General features: G+C 65.1%; 14 protein-coding genes. 5 read left to right on the forward strand and 9 right to left on the reverse strand.

Annotated features, from left to right (window positions below; translation table 11 throughout):
• Nucleotide 1 precedes the first annotated feature (1 nt).
• From ABDJ40_RS17995 to ABDJ40_RS18010, 4 genes are all read left to right on the forward strand, one after another.
• The gene (locus ABDJ40_RS17995; protein ID WP_269633282.1) at nucleotides 2-211 is read left to right on the forward strand and encodes a Trm112 family protein; all 210 of its coding nucleotides are present in this window, start codon (nucleotides 2-4) and stop codon (nucleotides 209-211) included.
• Complete coding sequence (gene kdsB / locus ABDJ40_RS18000) at nucleotides 208-963, forward strand: 3-deoxy-manno-octulosonate cytidylyltransferase (RefSeq protein WP_347611748.1); 756 nt, start codon at nucleotides 208-210, stop codon at nucleotides 961-963. Before ABDJ40_RS17995 ends, kdsB begins: the two co-directional genes overlap by 4 nt.
• A gap of 166 nt (nucleotides 964-1,129) precedes the next feature.
• Nucleotides 1,130-1,786 carry an adenylate kinase gene (gene adk, locus ABDJ40_RS18005; RefSeq protein WP_269633280.1) on the forward strand — a complete coding sequence of 219 codons (657 nt, stop codon included), beginning with the start codon at nucleotides 1,130-1,132 and terminating at the stop codon, nucleotides 1,784-1,786.
• A gap of 100 nt (nucleotides 1,787-1,886) precedes the next feature.
• Nucleotides 1,887-2,645, forward strand: a complete 759-nt coding sequence (locus ABDJ40_RS18010; RefSeq protein WP_269633279.1) for a 3-hydroxyacyl-CoA dehydrogenase — start codon at nucleotides 1,887-1,889, stop codon at nucleotides 2,643-2,645.
• A gap of 143 nt (nucleotides 2,646-2,788) precedes the next feature.
• Here ABDJ40_RS18010 and ABDJ40_RS18015 read toward each other — a convergent pair whose 3' ends face one another.
• The 8 genes from ABDJ40_RS18015 to tadA form a co-directional block, all read right to left on the reverse strand.
• Complete coding sequence (locus tag ABDJ40_RS18015) at nucleotides 2,789-4,042, reverse strand: hypothetical protein (RefSeq protein WP_347611749.1); 1,254 nt, start codon at nucleotides 4,040-4,042, stop codon at nucleotides 2,789-2,791.
• A 70-nt stretch (nucleotides 4,043-4,112) separates the two neighbouring features.
• Complete coding sequence (locus ABDJ40_RS18020; protein ID WP_269633277.1) at nucleotides 4,113-4,547, reverse strand: ExbD/TolR family protein; 435 nt, start codon at nucleotides 4,545-4,547, stop codon at nucleotides 4,113-4,115.
• A 14-nt stretch (nucleotides 4,548-4,561) separates the two neighbouring features.
• Nucleotides 4,562-4,990 carry an ExbD/TolR family protein gene (locus tag ABDJ40_RS18025; RefSeq protein ID WP_269633276.1) on the reverse strand — a complete coding sequence of 143 codons (429 nt, stop codon included), beginning with the start codon at nucleotides 4,988-4,990 and terminating at the stop codon, nucleotides 4,562-4,564.
• 24 nt (nucleotides 4,991-5,014) lie between these two features.
• On the reverse strand, nucleotides 5,015-5,695 hold the full coding sequence (locus ABDJ40_RS18030; RefSeq protein WP_332108760.1) for a MotA/TolQ/ExbB proton channel family protein: 681 nt from the start codon (nucleotides 5,693-5,695) through the stop codon (nucleotides 5,015-5,017).
• Nucleotides 5,696-5,949: 254 nt separating this feature from the next.
• Nucleotides 5,950-6,591, reverse strand: coding sequence for an ABC transporter substrate-binding protein (locus ABDJ40_RS18035; RefSeq protein ID WP_269633273.1), 642 nt, complete (start codon nucleotides 6,589-6,591; stop codon nucleotides 5,950-5,952).
• Nucleotides 6,592-7,162: 571 nt separating this feature from the next.
• Complete coding sequence (locus ABDJ40_RS18040) at nucleotides 7,163-10,246, reverse strand: TonB-dependent receptor (protein WP_347611750.1); 3,084 nt, start codon at nucleotides 10,244-10,246, stop codon at nucleotides 7,163-7,165.
• 316 nt (nucleotides 10,247-10,562) lie between these two features.
• Nucleotides 10,563-11,471: an LD-carboxypeptidase gene (locus tag ABDJ40_RS18045; protein ID WP_347611751.1), complete on the reverse strand. Its 909-nt coding sequence runs from the start codon at nucleotides 11,469-11,471 to the stop codon at nucleotides 10,563-10,565.
• On the reverse strand, nucleotides 11,468-12,106 hold the full coding sequence (gene tadA / locus ABDJ40_RS18050) for a tRNA adenosine(34) deaminase TadA (protein WP_347611752.1): 639 nt from the start codon (nucleotides 12,104-12,106) through the stop codon (nucleotides 11,468-11,470). Before tadA ends, ABDJ40_RS18045 begins: the two co-directional genes overlap by 4 nt.
• Nucleotides 12,107-12,174: 68 nt before the next feature.
• Between tadA and ABDJ40_RS18055 the strand changes: the two genes are divergently transcribed.
• Nucleotides 12,175-13,260, forward strand: a complete 1,086-nt coding sequence (locus tag ABDJ40_RS18055) for a DUF72 domain-containing protein (RefSeq protein ID WP_347611753.1) — start codon at nucleotides 12,175-12,177, stop codon at nucleotides 13,258-13,260.
• A 12-nt stretch (nucleotides 13,261-13,272) separates the two neighbouring features.
• Here the strand turns inward: ABDJ40_RS18055 and ABDJ40_RS18060 are convergent, their stop codons facing one another.
• Nucleotides 13,273-13,512, reverse strand: coding sequence for a hypothetical protein (locus ABDJ40_RS18060; protein WP_347611754.1), 240 nt, complete (start codon nucleotides 13,510-13,512; stop codon nucleotides 13,273-13,275).
• Between the last annotated feature and the right edge of the window lie 52 nt (nucleotides 13,513-13,564).

Here is a 13,564-nt window from a genome sequence, read left to right on the forward strand (position 1 = left end):
CATGGACACGCGACTGCTGGAAATGCTGGTCTGCCCGATCTGCAAGGGCCCCCTGGAACACCTGCGAGAGGACAGCCGGCGCGAGCTGGTCTGCCATGCCGACCGCCTGGCCTTCCCCATCCGTGACGGCATCCCGGTGATGCTGGAGAACGAGGCCCGCGCCCTGGACGCGCCGCCTGCCGACAAGCCGCAGGCCGCAGACCCGGCATGAGCTTCCACATCGTCATCCCCGCCCGCCTGGCCTCCACGCGCCTACCCAACAAGCCGCTGGCGGACATCGCCGGCCTGCCCATGATCGTGCGGGTGGCGCAGCGGGCCGCCCTTGCAGGCGCGGCCCAGGTGGTGGTGGCGACCGATGCGCCCGAAGTGCTCGCGGCCTGCGAGGCCCACGGCATTCGCGCCCTGCTCACGCGCACGGACCACCCCAGCGGCAGCGACCGCCTGGCGGAGGCCGTGGAACAGCTGGGCCTGGCTGACGACGCCGTCGTGCTCAATGTGCAGGGCGACGAGCCCCTGATCGACCCCGCCATGATCCGCGCCTGCGCCGAGCTGCTGCTGAGCCGCCCCCACTGCGCCATGAGCACCGTGGCACATGGCATCGACAGCGCCGAGGAGTTCGCCAATCCCAATGTGGTGAAGCTGGTCTGCGATGCGGCAGGGCATGCGCTCTACTTCTCGCGCGCCCCCATACCCTGGTGGCGTGACGCCCCGGCAGGCAGCGCACAGCCACATCCCGGCGCGGTGTTGCGGCACGTGGGCCTGTACGGCTACCGGGCCGGCTTCCTCCGCCGCTTCCCTCAGCTGGTGCAGAGCCCCCTGGAGCAGATCGAAGCCCTGGAGCAGCTGCGGGTGCTGTGGCACGGCGAGCGCATTGCGGTGCATGTCAGCGACACCCGGCCTGGCCCGGGGGTGGACACTCCCGAGGATCTGGACCGGGTCCGGCGCCTGGTGAGCGCCGCCTGAACCAGCGCCCCTGTCAAATGGCAAGCCAGACTTGCCGGAAACCTCGGGTTACACCGCATGATCAGCCCGGACCCCGTCAGCCAGGCGAAGGCTGGCGCGTGATATTCTCCCCGGCAGTTTGACGGAGCACCGGGCAGGTGCGCCCCCTTGAGTATTGAGGACCCCCATGCGACTGATTCTTCTCGGCGCCCCTGGCGCTGGCAAAGGCACCCAAGCCGCCTTCATCTGCCAGAAATTCGGCATTCCCCAGATCTCCACCGGGGACATGCTGCGCGCCGCCATCAAGGCTGGCACCGAGATGGGCCTGGCTGCCAAGAAGGTCATGGACGCCGGCGGACTGGTCAGTGACGACATCATCATCGGCCTCGTCAAGGAACGCATCGCCCAGCCGGATTGCGCCAAGGGCTTCCTCTTTGACGGCTTCCCCCGCACCATTCCGCAGGCCGACGCCATGAAGGCCGCCGGCGTGAAGCTGGACTACGTGCTGGAGATCGACGTGCCCTTCGAGGCCATCATCGAGCGCATGAGCGGCCGCCGCGTGCATGTGGCCTCCGGCCGCACCTACCACGTCAAGTTCAACCCGCCCAAGGTCGACGGCAAGGATGACGCCACCGGCGAAGAGCTGATCCAGCGCGACGACGACAAGGAAGAGACCGTCAAGAAGCGCCTGGAGGTCTACTCGGCCCAGACCCGCCCTCTGGTGGACTACTACTCCAGCTGGGCCGCCCAGGGTGACGCCCAGGCCCCCAAGTACCGCCGCATCGAGGGCATGGGCACGGTGGACGAGATCACCGCCCGCGCCATGGCCGCGCTGTCGGCCTGATCCGGCTCACAAAAATCCCCGCAAGCCGCTGTTCAGCGGCTTTTCTTTTGCGGGAGAATTGACGTTTACGTTAACGTCAGTTGTTCAGGAGACAACAAGCATGGACATCGCAAACAAGGTTTTCATCGTCACCGGCGGCGCTTCCGGCCTGGGCGAAGGCACGGCCCGCATGCTGGCCCGTGAAGGCGGCAAGGTCGTCATCGCCGATCTGAACGTCGAGAAGGGCGAGGCGCTGGCCGCCGAGCTGGGCGGCGCCTTCGTGAAGGCCGATGTGAGCCAGGAAGCTGACGCCCAGGCCATCGTGGCCAAGGCCCTGAGCCTGGGCAAGCTGATGGGTCTGGTGAACTGCGCCGGCATCGCCCCGGCCGCCAAGACGGTCGGCAAGGACGGCGCCCATGCCCTGTCCCTGTTCCAGAAGGTCATCAACGTGAACCTGGTGGGCAGCTTCAACATGATCCGCCTGGCCTCGGAAGCCATGTGCAAGAACGAGCCGGAAGCCACCGGCGAGCGCGGCGTGATGATCTCCACCGCCTCGGTGGCCGCCTATGACGGCCAGATCGGCCAGGCGGCCTATGCGGCCTCCAAGGGCGGCGTGGTCGGCATGACCCTGCCCATCGCTCGCGACCTGGCCCGAAACGGCATCCGCAACATGACCATCGCCCCCGGCATCTTCGGCACGCCCATGCTCTTCGGCATGCCCCAGGAAGTGCAGGACGCCCTGGCCGCCAGCGTGCCCTTCCCCTCGCGCCTGGGCCGCCCGGAAGACTATGCCAAGCTGGTTCACCAGATCATCACCAATGACATGCTCAACGGCGAGGTGATTCGCCTGGACGGCGCCATCCGTCTCGCTCCGCGCTGAGCCGCAGGGCCGCGGCCGGCGGCCGGCGCACGACAGGCGCCGCCGGCCACACCGGCCCTGATCTCGCCCCTCGGAGCGCCTCAGGCGGACAAAAAAAAGCGGCCCCAAGGGGCCGCTTTGTCTTAGGGGTCAATGCCCTGGGATCAGCGCTTGGCGCTGCGAGCGTAGACGCTCCACAGACGCGCCATGTCCTGCACGCCGTCCGTGCCCTTCACAGAGCGCCAGGCGGCTTGCGCCTTGCTCATTTCGCCACCCTGGAAGTAGGCCAGGCCCTGATACAGCTTGGCGTCCTCGGGGCGCTTCAGGCCCCCCTTGGCGATGCCCTGCTCGACCAGCTTGGCACCCTTGGCAGCTTCGCCACGGAAGGCATAGGCCAGGCCCAGGGTCACCAGGGCGTTGCCGTCCTTGGCGTCCTGCGCGTCCTTCTCGGCCGTCGCGGCCGCCGCCTTGGCCTCGGCCACCTTCTTGACGATCAGGTCCTGCAGACGCTTGTGACGCGCACCGTCGGCGCCTTGACCCAGCACGCCGGCGGCGAAGCCCTTGTCGACGATCAGCTTGCCTTCGTCGGGGAAACCGGCCTGCACGGCCAGCTGCGCGGACTCCATATAGTCGGTGGCATCCTTGAAGTTGCCGGTGGCCAGCTTCAGGCGGTAGATGTCCAGGGAGAAGCGGTCGGAGAAGCTGGGCTTCTGCTGCACACGGCTCAGGACGTCAGCCCACAGCTCCTTGCGGGGATAGTAGGTCAGCAGCTTTTCCAGGGCCGAGGCCTCGGTGTTGCTGTCCTTGGCCTTCATGGCGGCGTTCAGCAGCAGGTTCAGCTTGTTCTGCGAAGGCGTGCGGCCGGCCTTTTCGTCCGCTGCGACTTCCTCGCTGGTCTCCTTGATGATGGAGGCCATGTCGCCAGACAGGTACTGCGCCTGCGACAGCACTTCCTTCATCGTGGCACTGTTGCCGCCTTCCTTGAAGTAGCGCTGGGCCCAGGTCAGTGCCTTGGCATGGTCGCGGTTGCGCAGGTAGGTGCCGGCGATCGATTCGATCATGCGCAGCTGATCCTGGGCGCCGAGCTTGCCGCTGGCCTTCAGGGCTTCGAAGCCCTTGACCATGGAATCGGTGTCCGAGGCGCCCGAGGCGGCAGCCACGCGCATGTATTCCAGCTGGTAGTTTTCATTGGCGGTGCGGCCAGCGACGCCTTCGGCATCCTTCACCTTGGCCAGCGCTTCCTTGTACTTGCCGGCCTTGATCAGCGCGCCCGCATCCTTCAGGTGCTTGCCGATCTCAGGACGAACACCCTCGGACTGCGCGCTCGCTTGCGAGAAACCGATCTCTCCCTGGGGGCCGGCACCCAGAACCAGTGCCATGGCGCCGACGGCGGCCGTGGCCAGTGCCTTGATTTTCATTGTTTCATCTCCTGACGTGAAAAGACGCGCGGCCCTTGCGGACAGCGCGTCCATGAAGTCTACGCAAGTTTTACTTGACGAACTGCTCGTTGCCGACGATGCCCATCTTGGTCACACCGAGGCGTTGAGCGGCTGCCAGCACCATGGCTACGCGGCCATAGTCCACCAGCTTGTTCGGCTTGATATGGACTTCGGGCTGGTCGGGACCCGGCTTGGCGGCTTCGATCAATCGGGCCTCCAGCTGGTTCTTGTCGACCTGCTCGTTGTTCCACAGCACCGTGCCGTCGAAGTCGATGAAGATCTCGACAACCACCGGCTCCTTCACCTCGGTCGGAGGCGGTGCGCCGTTCGGCATGTTCATGTTCACCGAGTGCAACTGGATAGGGATGGTGATGATCAGCATCACCAGCAGCACCAACATCACGTCAATCAGAGGCGTGGTGTTGACATCCATCATCACATCGGCTTCGTCCCCACCGGACGAACTACCAACATTCATTCCCATGCTGTGCTCCTGCCTCAACCACCGCGCGCAGGCGGCTCGGTGATGAAGCTGATCTTCAGGATGCCGGCACGCTGGCAGGTGTAGATCACCTTGCCGACGGACTCGTAGCGCGCTTTTTCGTCGCCACGGATGTGCACCTCAGGCTGAGGATTCAGCACGGCCACCTTCTTCAGGCGATCAAACAGCGCGTCCGTGTCGGGCACGTTGGCGGTCGCCCAGTAGATGTCGCCATCCTTGGTGATCGCAATCTCGATATTCTCCGGCTTGGTGACGCGGACCAGGTTCGTTTCCTTGGGCAAGGAAAGATTGACCGATTGCGTCACCACCGGAACGGTGATCAGAAAGATGATCAAGAGCACCAACATCACGTCCACGAGGGGCGTGGTGTTGATGGTCGAGACAACTTCATCATCGCCGGAAGAGGATCCGACGTTCATTCCCATGATGGAACTCCGGGATGAATTGGATTAGCGCTTGACTTGACGGCTGCCCATCAGGACGCCATGCAGGTCGGCAGCGAAGGCGCGCACTTGGGCCATCACGGCCTTGTTGCGGTTCACCAGCCAGTTGTAGCCCAGCACAGCAGGCACAGCGACGGCCAGACCGATGGCGGTCATGATCAGTGCGGCGCCCACGGGGCCGGCGACCTTGTCGATCGAAGCCTGGCCAGCCACGCCGATCTGGGTCAGGGCTTGCAGAATGCCCCACACGGTACCGAACAGGCCGATGAAGGGAGAGGTCGAGCCCACGGTGGCCAGGAAGCCCAGGCCGCCTTGCAGACGGGTGTTGACTTCGCCAACAGCGCGGTCGACGTTCATGGTCACCCAGGTGTTGTGATCGATGTTCTCGGTCAGGGCACCTTCGTGGTGATCAGAGGCTTCCACGGCGCTCTGGGCGATGTAGCGCATGGCGCCGGTTTCGCTCAGGGTCTTGATGCCGTCTTGCAGGCTGGCCTTCTTGAAGAAGGTGGCGCGGGCTTCCTTGGCTTCCTTCGCCAGCTTGGTGGTGTCCCACAGCTTGGTGAAGAGGATGTACCAGGAACCCATGGACATCACGGCCAGGATGGCCAGGACCATCTGGTCCACCACGTTGCCGTGGGCGACGATGTTGCCCAGGCTGTAGGGGTTCTCGGTGGACTTCTCAGTCACGGGAGCGGCGGCAGGAGCAGGAGCGGCGGTTTCAGCAGGAGCTGCGGTTTGCTCGGCAGGCTTCTGGTCCTGGGCGCGGGCAACCATCGGCGACACGGCCAGGGTCGCAGCAACTGCGATTGCCGCGATCATGGCGGAGATACGAGAGATCATGGAGTCAACTCCTACGCAAAGAAAACTGATATTCAGTTGAGAAATCGGGGCCAGGTGCCAGCCCCTCTTGTGTCGAGAACCGGGCGCATGACCCGCGTTCGTCATTCGATGTTGAACACGAAGTCCTGTTCGAACACGTGATCGCCGGGGCACTCGTAGGTATCTGCCAGTGCCTGGGAGATGGCGTTCTGCATGGCGCGTTGCGCCTTGCGGTCGCTGGCGCCACGGATCACGGCCAGTTCGACGCTGACCACGCGGCCGGCCTTGACGGTCGCGGTGGCCTTGAACTCGGCACGGCCCGACCAGTTCACGGACGGCACTTCCGGCTTGCCCATCTTGGTGCAGACCATGGCTGCCGTCTTGGGGCCCACGCGAGGCGCAGGAGCCGGAGCGGCGACCGGGGCGGGCGGCGGAGCCGGGTGCACATCGGTCTTGGGCGGGGGCGTCTGCGACTGGGTCGAGATCGTCGGGGCCGGGGCCGGTGCCGTCACCTGGACTTCAGGAGGCGGAATGAACGGGGGCGGCGGAGCCTTCATGTCAGGAGGCGGCGGAACCACCTTCTCGACGGGAGGCGGCGGCTTCTTCACCTCTTCAATGACCTTGGTCTCGATTGGCGCGATGGCCTGGACCACCTTCTTCGCCAACCCGCTCGCCAAGGCATAGGCCATCAGCACGTGGATCAGCACCACGACACCGAAGCCCGTCAGCCGAGACGAACTGTTGTTCTCCTGCGCAAAGTTCATGCGCGCTCCTTCAAAAGACTTCGTAACACTCTGCAACACGCGCCGCTCAGCGACGCCACACAGGAAAGCCCTTTCGGACCCCCACTCCAACGGCAGGCACCCAGTCTCCAAAGCACCTGCCGCCACACTCAACGCAGGACCGGCAATGTACCAGCAAGCAGCTCGGACCATGTCTCAAGCTGGTTACCGCAACTCCCGGCACACGCGCGCAAAGTGCGCCGCGGACATGCGAAAGAGGCGAAATGATACGCGAGAGCCCTCTCTAGGCTGGTTCGGGCTTACCCGGAGCTTGCAAGCGCCTGTGCACTGCTAGGCGAATTCCCACATCTGCTTACCGTCACAGCATGACTGGTATTTTACTGGTCTCTGAATAGGGCACCGGATTCGGCGATTCATAAAGCCAGAAAATTTAGCATTCAGATACAAATGCCACATGAAACTTACAGCACCCAAGCCAGAAAGGCGGCATGTGCGCTTCGCTGATCGCCCAGGCAAAAAAAAGGCCCCCTGACAGGCAGGGGGCCGGCTCACGCACGGCCCTCGCGGGCCGTCATGGGAGTCAAGAAGTCGATCAGAACTTCTTGTTGTAGGTCGCCGTGAACTGGAAGCGACGCGGCGTGGTCGTGCTGACGGTACGACCGTAGTCCGGGCTCTTCGTGGACGCATCGGCACCGTTGTAGGTTTCGATGATGTTCTGCGTGACTTGCTGGTTGGTCACGTTGAAGATGTCCATGGACAGCTCCAGGCCTTCAGCCCAACGCGGCTTGTGGGTCACGCGCAGGTCCAGACGCTGGTTCCAGGGCAGGCGGCCAGCGGTGCCACGGGGCGAGGGCTTGCCATCGCAGTAGTGGTAGGAAGAGCCGTAGCCGACCGGGTCGGTGTCGTCGCCTTCGCCGTAGTAGCCCAGGCAGTTACGGGGACGGCCCGACTGGATGGACACCGTGGCGCCGACTTCCCAAGACGGGCTCAGCTGGACGTAGCCGTTGGCACGCAGCATGTGGCGACGATCGCTGGGCAGATAGCCATCAGCCAGCTTCATCAGCTCCCATGCATCCCAGGTCTGGGTGGCAGCCACGTCGGTCTGAGCCACGTCGGACAGGGTCTGACCTTCGGTGTTGCCCTTGGCCTTGGACAGCGTGTAGGTCACGCGGCCATACCAGCCATTGCGGAACGGGTGCTCCAGGGTGAAGTCCAGAGCGTCATAGGTACGCTTGGGCTTGTCCAGGTTGAAGTCCGCAGCGGTCAGGGTCACAGCGGTGTACTGCTGGCGAGCCTTGGCCGGATCGTGGTCGTTGAAGTCCACCAGGAAGGTGTTCGTCGCGCCCGGATTGAACGATGCGCAGCCGAAGCCACCCCAGTTGGAGGTATCAACCTTGTGGTCAGCAGCCCACTTGTCGAACGGACGCGGATCGCAGGTGTCGTCGATCGTGCTCTTCAGTTCGCGGTGGGTGTACTTCACGCTGCCGCGGTAGTCGGTGGCCAGTGCCTTCTCGAAGCCCAGGGTCAGTTCGTCCTGGTAGGACGGCTTCATGTTGATGGCGGACACGACCTTGTTGTCCTTCGCCTGGCCGTACTCGTTGTTGGCCGAGTAGGGACGAGCGATGTCCATGCGGCCGGTGGGCATGCCGTTGGCATCCACGCCGGTGTACGTGAACAGCGTACGGGTGAAGGTCGAGCGGCTGGCGCCACGCACGGCGATGTGCGTCGGGATCTGGATCGAGTAACGGCCAGCGCTACCGTAGACCTTGGTCGAAGCATCACCAACCGGATCCCAGACGATGGACAGACGAGGATTCGTCTGGTTCTTCATTTCCAGGAACTTTTCCTTGTCGCCGTTCAGGTTCTCGTAGGACTCGCGACGCAGACCCAGCGTGGCCGACAGGCCCTTGCTGAACTGGTAGGTGTCTTCGATGTACTGAGCCGACTGGTTGGAGTAGGCGTCGGTGACAGTGGTGAAGATTTCTTCACGGCCGTAGAAGCCCTGCGCGGCCAGCGGGCCGTGCGAAGGATCAGCCAGCCAGATCTTGTCGGACGAACCACCCAGCGGCTGGAAGTTCTTGTTGTTGGCGTTGGTGGCCGAGGTCTTCACGTAGCGGATGGTCGAACCGGCAGCCAGCTGCACACCGGCGTTCTTCGAGGTCAGCTTGTTGTTGTCGACGCCAGCCTTGATGGTGTGCTTGCCCCAGCGGTATTCCAGATCCAGGCGGAAGCTCTTGACGGTGTCTTCCGAGTTCGGGCTCAGCACCTGCTGGTTGGCGATCGGATTCATTTCGGGAATCACGAGGCCGGAGGGCGTTGCGGACGTCTTGTTGGGGCTGAAGACCACGCCCTTGACGTCGGTACCACCACCCACGAAGGTGTTGATGTGCTTGGTCTTGCTCTGACCCATCAGGGCCACCACCGACAGGTCGTTGGTCAGCTCGCCGGTGTAGCGGATGATGCCCATGTCGGCACCCTGGGCGGTCTGGTTGTCCACGTTGGTGTAGACAGCCGAGAAGTTCTTCTTCTCGCCGACGGCGCCGGTGCCGTAGTTGTAGCTGTAGAAGTCGGTGGTGATCTCGGGCTTGTCGCGGATCAGCGTCACGTCGACGCGGTGTTCGTCGGTGATGTTGAAGTCGAACTTGCCCAGGGCACGCAGCGTGGACGACTGGTTGCGGGCGTAGCCGACCAGGTCAGGGCTGGCTTGCGTCGTGACGTTGACGTTCTCCGAGCGGATTTCGCGCTTTTCGACAGCGGCGAACATGAACAGCTTGTCCTTGATCAGGGGACCGCCGACATAGCCACCATAGGTGTACTCGGTACGGGCGTTGGTGCTGCGACGCAGGCGCAGCTTGCCGTCGGTGCTGGGGTTGGCGCCGGTGTTCTCGTAGTACAGGTCAACGGCGGCGTTGCGGAAGGTGTTGGGCATCACCGAGTAGGTGGCGCCAGCTTCCCAGTTGTTGGTACCGGACTTGGTGATGATGTTCATCACGCCGCCGATCGAACGGCCGTACTGGGCACCGAAGCCACCAGCCAGCACCTGGGCGTCAGCGATGGCGCCGAAAGGCAGTTCAGCGCTGCCCAGCTGGGTCAGGGGGTTGGTTGCGGGGAAGCCGTTGATGTAGAAGGCGTTCTCAGACGGGGCGCCGCCACCGATGCTGATACCACCGGCGTAGCGCGAGTCGGCCTCGGCGGTGCCAGGAGCCAGCAGGATGATGGAGTTCAGGTTGCGGGCAACCGGCAGGGCAGCCAGCTGCTGTGCATTGAAGCTGGTACCGACGTCGGCGGTCGAGGTGTCAACCACCTTGCGGCTGCCGGTCACGGTCACGGTTTCCATGCGGGTACCGAAGGCCAGAGCGGTACCTTGACCGATACGGACTTCGACGTTGTCCAGCACGGACACGGTCTTGCCGCCCTGGATCAGGGTGGCACGATAAGTACCGACGGGCAGGTTGGTGGCGACGACGCGGCCATCAGAACCCGGCACCAGGGTACGCTTGGCACCGGTGGCGAGGTTTTCGAGCAGAACGGTGGCGCCCTGGTATTGGCTCAGTTCACCATAGACTTGGCCGCTGGCGTTCGATTGGGCGTGCACTTGGACAGTGCCCATGGCCATGCCGACTGCCAGAGCCATGAGGCTCAGGCGCCCCACGGTACGGTACTGTTTGTTCGTCATTGGAAATCTCTCCTTCAATCGATGAATTGAAACGGGTAACGGCACGTGGCTTTTGCCCGATGCCAAAACTCACGCTCAGGGCGCTAGCGAAGGCATTGTCAAGAAGCGTTGCTCGAACATGAATGCGGGGCATCCCCCGAAGCTTGGCCGCAACGGCTGGCCTAAAAACTGGGGTCGAAGCCCTTGACTTGGCGCGAAATTGCAGTGCGACAGGCTGTTACTTTTGTCATCAGTGCGCCACACCGGCGTCTTTTGAAGGGCCAGAATGCAAAAAACCGCCCCGGAGGGCGGCTTCTTCAGGGTTTGCACTGAGGCGTCAATGACCCCACGCGGCGATGACGTCCCGCCCCTGCACCACGAGATCCACGCGGTGCCCCACCGGCAGGCAGACCTTGGTCGGAACATGGCCAAAGGGCAGGCCCGTCAGGATGGGCGTCCGCGTGCGCTGGCGCAGCGCCTCCACTGCCGAGCGCAGGGTGTAGCCACGGTCCAGCGGGGACTTCTTCCAGCCTCCGAAATCACCCAGGATCACCGCCTTCTGCTGGTCCAGCACCCCGGCCTGCAACAGCTGCAGCAGGTTGCGCTCGACACGGTAGGGATGCTCGTTGATGTCTTCCAGGAAGAGGATGCCGCCCTTGACCTTGGGGAAGTGCGGGGTGCCCAGCAGCGAATTGACGATGCTCAGATTGCCGCCCCACAGCGTGCCGCGGGCTTCGAGGCCGTCGAAACCGGCCTCCGTGCGGAAGCCGATGGCCTCGAGTTCGCCATGCATGGCCTCCAGGAAGCAGTCCTGGGTGACGTCGTCGACACCGCCCTCCTCTTCGGTCCGGCCGAAGTCCTCGCAGGCCATCGGGCCGGCCCAAGTCACCGCTTTGGCATGGCTCAGCAGGCCGAGGTGCAGGCTGGTGAGGTCGCTCAGGCCCACCCAGCGCGTGCCCTTCTCGACGCTGCGTGCCAGCAGCTTCCAGTCGATGCGGTCCAGCAGCCGCGACATGCCGTAGCCCCCTCGCGTGGCCATGGCCACCGAAGGTGCGGCCTTTGCCACACGATGCAGGGCGGCCAGGCGCGTGTCGTCGTCGCCGGCAAAGCGCTGACAGCGGGCCAGGGCCGCCTCGTCGATGCTGACCTCGAAGCCCAGGGCAGCCAGGCGCTTGGCGGCGCGCCGCAGGGGCTGGGCCACAGGCAGGACGCCGGCGGGGGTGTAAAGGGTCAGGCTGCTGCTCATAGGCTTGGGAAATCCTTGGGTGAATAGTCCAGCGGGCTGGCGTCGCCCACCGGGATGCTCGATTCGTCGGGGCGCGTTGCGGCGGCCCGCCGCTGTTCGCGACGCTGGCGTGCGGCCTCGCGCCGCTCGGCGAAGAACTGGCGCAGCAGCCGCGCGGCAGGTTCGGCCAGGACGCCGCCCTGGATGCAGGTGTGGTGGTTCAGCTGCCGCTCGCCAAACAGGTTCAGCACGGAGCCCGCCACGCCGGTCTTGGGGTCGGGGGCGGCAAAGACCACACGCTTGAGCCGCGCATGCATCATGGCCATCGCGCACATCGCGCAGGGTTCCAGGGTGACGAAGAGCTCGCACTCCGGCAGCCGGTAGTTGCCCAGCAGCTGAGCCGCATGGCGCAGGGCCACGATCTCGGCATGGGCGGTCGGGTCGTGCGTGGTGATGGGCCGGTTGTAGCCTGTGGCAATCACCTGGCCCTGGCGCATCAGCACCGCCCCCACCGGCACCTCGCCCACCAGCCACGCGTTGTGTGCCTGATCGAGGGCCAGGCGCATGGCGTATTCATCGGCAGGCGAAGCCGGCGCCACCACCGGGCCGGCAGCGGCGAGGGCGGGAGACGGCGGGACGGGCGATGAATCGGTCATGGAGCGCGACAGTGTAGCAAGCACCCCCCGGACGCACAGGGGCACTGCCCTGCCCTTATGCTGACGTCATGCAGGAACGTCTCTTCCCGGAGGACCCGCCGGATGTGCCGGCCCGGGAGCCCCAGGCCGCCGCAGCGATCCCATCTCGGGCGCCCCAGGCACCCGAGGCTGCCTCCTCCCGCCGCGGCGTGATGCCCGCTCCTGCGGACCCCTCGCTGGCCGCCCTGGCCCGGGCACTGCCGCCCCAGGTCCGGCTGGGAGGGTCGACCTGGAGCTACCCGGGCTGGGCCGGCCTGGTCTGGGACCGTCCCTACTCCGAATCGCAGCTGGCCCGGCGTGGGCTGCAGGCCTACAGCCGCCATCCCCTGCTGCGCTGCGTCTGTGTCGACCGCAGCTTCTACCGCTCGCTCAGCGCCAGCCAGTACGAGCAGCTGGCGCAGCAGGTCGGAGAGGATTTCCGCTTCATCGTGAAGGCCCCGGCCCTGGTCTGTGATGCCCAGGTCCGTGACGAGGACGGGCGAGGCCGCCAGATCAACCCCGCCTTTCTCGACCCGCGCCTGGCCCTGCAGGAGTTCGTGCAGCCCGCCATGGAGGGGCTGGGGCGCCGCCTGGGAGCCCTGGTCTTCCAGCTGAGCCCCCTGCCACCTCAATGGCTGCCCCGCATGGAAGACTGCCTGGCGAAGCTGGACGCCCTGCTGGCCGCCCTGCCCTCGCTGCAGGACTGCAGCCCGGATGGGCAGTTCGCCGTCGAAGTCCGCGACGCCCAGTGGCTGACCCCGGCCTTCGTCGAGATCCTGCGGCGGCATGGGGTCAGGTATTGCCTGGGCCTGCATCCCAAGCTTCCGCCGATCGAGGAGCAGCTGTGGATCCTGCGTCGCCTCTGGCCCTCGCCCCTGGTGTGCCGGTGGAATCTGCACCGCGCTCACGGCCCCTTCGGCTACGAAGAAGCCGAGAAGCGCTATGGCGACTACTCCCAGCTGCTGGCCCCCGATCCAGCCACCCGCTCGGCGCTGGCCCGCGTGGCCCGGGCCACCGCGGCGGCGGGACTGCCGGTCTATGTCGGCATCAGCAATCACGCTGAGGGATGCGCCCCTCGTTCGGCTGAGGCGCTGGCCCAGGCCATCGTGGGCAGCCCCGAACCGGCACCAGGCTGAGCACGGACTGCATCACGGTGCCGCGGCCTCCGAGGCACGCTGGGCGGCCTGGTCCATCGCGCCCTGGATCTGCTCGCGCACGGCTTCGGTTCGCGCCCTGGGACCGACGGCGTCCGGGCTGCTCGAGGCACGGTCCGCGGCCCCCGCGGAGGGCGGAGACGCGGCCTGCAACTGCCGCGCCGACTGCCGGGCATTGAACAGGACGATGCCCAGCACCAGAAGCAGGCCGACAAGGCCGAACGCAGCACGCATGGTGGACTCCCTTGAACGGTGAGGATGCTCTCCACGGGCATCTTCGCATGGG

This window comes from Roseateles flavus, from assembly GCF_039872765.1.
Taxonomy (GTDB): domain Bacteria; phylum Pseudomonadota; class Gammaproteobacteria; order Burkholderiales; family Burkholderiaceae_C; genus Roseateles_B; species Roseateles_B flavus.